The sequence below is a fragment of the Pantoea sp. CTOTU49201 genome, from assembly GCF_032054795.1.
Taxonomy (GTDB): Bacteria; Pseudomonadota; Gammaproteobacteria; order Enterobacterales; family Enterobacteriaceae; genus Pantoea; species Pantoea symbiotica.
Window position 1 is genome coordinate 1 of record NZ_DAMBSA010000567.1, and the last position, 2,253, is coordinate 2,253.

General features: G+C 59.0%; 3 protein-coding genes. All 3 read left to right on the top strand.

From position 1 onward, the window contains the following. On the top strand, nt 1–221 hold a 221-nt coding region (locus tag RTY00_RS23835), incomplete at its 5' end, for an ABC transporter permease subunit (RefSeq protein ID WP_409519168.1). A 10-nt stretch (nt 222–231) separates the two neighbouring features. Then, on the top strand, nt 232–1,512 hold the full coding sequence (gene livM / locus RTY00_RS23840) for a high-affinity branched-chain amino acid ABC transporter permease LivM (RefSeq protein WP_312666619.1): 1,281 nt from the start codon (nt 232–234) through the stop codon (nt 1,510–1,512). Next, nucleotides 1,505–2,253, top strand: a 749-nt coding sequence (locus RTY00_RS23845; RefSeq protein WP_312666620.1) for an ATP-binding cassette domain-containing protein, incomplete at its 3' end; no start/stop codon positions are given. The genes livM and RTY00_RS23845, both read left to right, overlap by 8 nt.

Consider the following 2,253-nt stretch of genomic DNA (forward strand, 5'->3'; position numbering starts at 1 on the left):
TTATCATTGGCATCAAAGCGTTCACCGCTGCGGTGCTCGGCGGCATCGGTTCGCTGCCGGGCGCGATGCTTGGCGGATTATTGCTGGGCGTCGCGGAAGCGCAGTTCGCCGGGATGGTGAATTCTGACTACAAAGATGTGTTCTCGTTTTCGCTGCTGGTGGTGATTTTGATCTTCCGCCCGCAAGGACTGCTGGGACGGCCGCTGGTCGCTAAAGTGTGAGGAAGCCCCGATGAATGCAATGACGCAAAGTCCTCTGCGCCAGGCGCTGCTCGACACGCTGCTGGCGGGATTGGTGGCGCTGGTGGTATTTGGTCCGATTGTTGGCGTGGTGCTCGACGGTTACAGCTTCAAACTGTCGCCACAGCGCGTGGCGCTGTTGGTGACGGTGGTGATGGCGGGGCGCTTGCTGTTTAGCGTGTTTCTGCACGCGCCTTTCGGTCAGCGCATTATGCGCAAGTTTGCCAGCAGCGATGACGGTGTTTACGTTCGTGAGCCCGGCTATCGTTCGCGTTTGCGCTGGATATTGCCGCTGCTGCTGATCGTGGCGCTGGCCTTTCCGTTCCTCTCCAGCAAATATCTGCTGACGGTGGCGATTCTCGGCCTGATTTATGTGCTGCTCGGGTTGGGCTTGAATATTGTGGTCGGCCTCGCCGGATTACTCGATCTCGGCTACGTCGCCTTTTATGCCATCGGTGCTTACGGCCTGGCGCTCGGTTATCAATATCTTGGATTGGGTTTCTGGAGCATGCTGCCGCTGGCGGCGCTGCTGGCGGCTTTTGCCGGTGCGCTGCTTGGGTTCCCGGTACTGCGTATGCACGGTGATTATCTGGCGATTGTTACGCTCGGCTTTGGTGAAATCATTCGTCTGGTGCTGACCAATTGGGTGGCCTTTACTGGCGGTCCAAACGGGGTTTCTGTGCCGTCTCCAACCTTCTTTGGCCTCGAGTTTGCCCGCCGCGCGCGCGATGGCGGCGTGCCGTATCACGAGTTTTTGCATGTCACTTACAACCCAAATATGAAGTTTATCTTCATCTACGTAGTGCTGGTTCTGGTGGTGTTGCTGGTGCTGTGGATCAAGCATCGCCTGACGCGCATGCCGATTGGTCGCGCCTGGGAAGCGCTGCGCGAAGATGAGATTGCCTGCCGCGCAATGGGCCTTAATCATGTGTTGGTGAAGCTTTCGGCCTTTATGTTGGGCGCGTCAACAGCGGGCATTGCTGGGGTGTTTTTCGCCAGCTATCAGGGCTTCGTTAATCCTACCTCGTTCACCTTTTTTGAGTCGGCGCTGATTCTCGCCATTGTGGTGCTCGGCGGCATGGGATCGACGCTTGGCGTGGTGCTGGCGGCGTTTGTGCTGACGGTAGCGCCGGAACTGCTGCGCAGCTTTGCCGAATACCGCGTACTGCTGTTCGGCATGTTGATGGTGCTGATGATGATTTGGCGGCCGCGCGGGCTGGTGCGCACCGCACGCGTCGGCGTGCCGCTGCGAAAAGGAGTGCGCCATGAGTGATGCCATTCTGCAAGTGAACAATCTGATGATGCGCTTTGGCGGCATCAAGGCGCTGAATGATGTCAGCCTGGCGGTGGAGCGCGGTTCAGTGACCTCGCTGATTGGCCCCAACGGCGCGGGTAAAACCACGGTGTTTAACTGTCTGACCGGCTTCTATCGCGCCACCGGCGGACGCATTGTGCTCAACGCCAACCAGCGCAGCACCGATGTGATTCAGGTGCTGGGGCAGAAAATCCATGCGGGCGACTGGATCAATCCCACCCGGCTCGGCTCGCGGCTCTGGTACAAGATGTTTGGCGGCGCGCATTTGGTGAATCGCGCCGGGCTGGCGCGTACTTTCCAAAATATTCGGCTGTTCCGCGAGATGTCGGTGATTGAGAACCTGCTGGTAGCGCAGCATATGCAGGTCAATCGCCAGCTGCTGGCGGGCGTGTTGAACACACGCGGCTACCGTGAAGCGGAGAATCGCGCGCTGGATCGCGCTTTCTACTGGCTCGAAAACGTCGATTTGGTCGCCAGCGCCAACCGCCTGGCGGGCACGCTCTCTTACGGTCAGCAACGGCGGCTGGAGATCGCGCGCGCCATGTGTACGCGCCCGGAGCTGATTTGTCTGGATGAACCGGCTGCTGGGCTGAATCCGGTGGAAACCGAGGCGTTGAGCGAAATTCTGCATCGTCTGCGCGCCGACCATCGCATCAGCGTGTTGCTGATTGAACACGACATGCCAATGGTGATGCGCAT

What these genes read in the sequence shown, in the direction of transcription:
- livM (WP_312666619.1), top strand. Translation starts at nt 232, where the DNA reads ATGAATGCAATGACGCAAAGTCCTCTGCGCCAGGCGCTGCTCGACACG.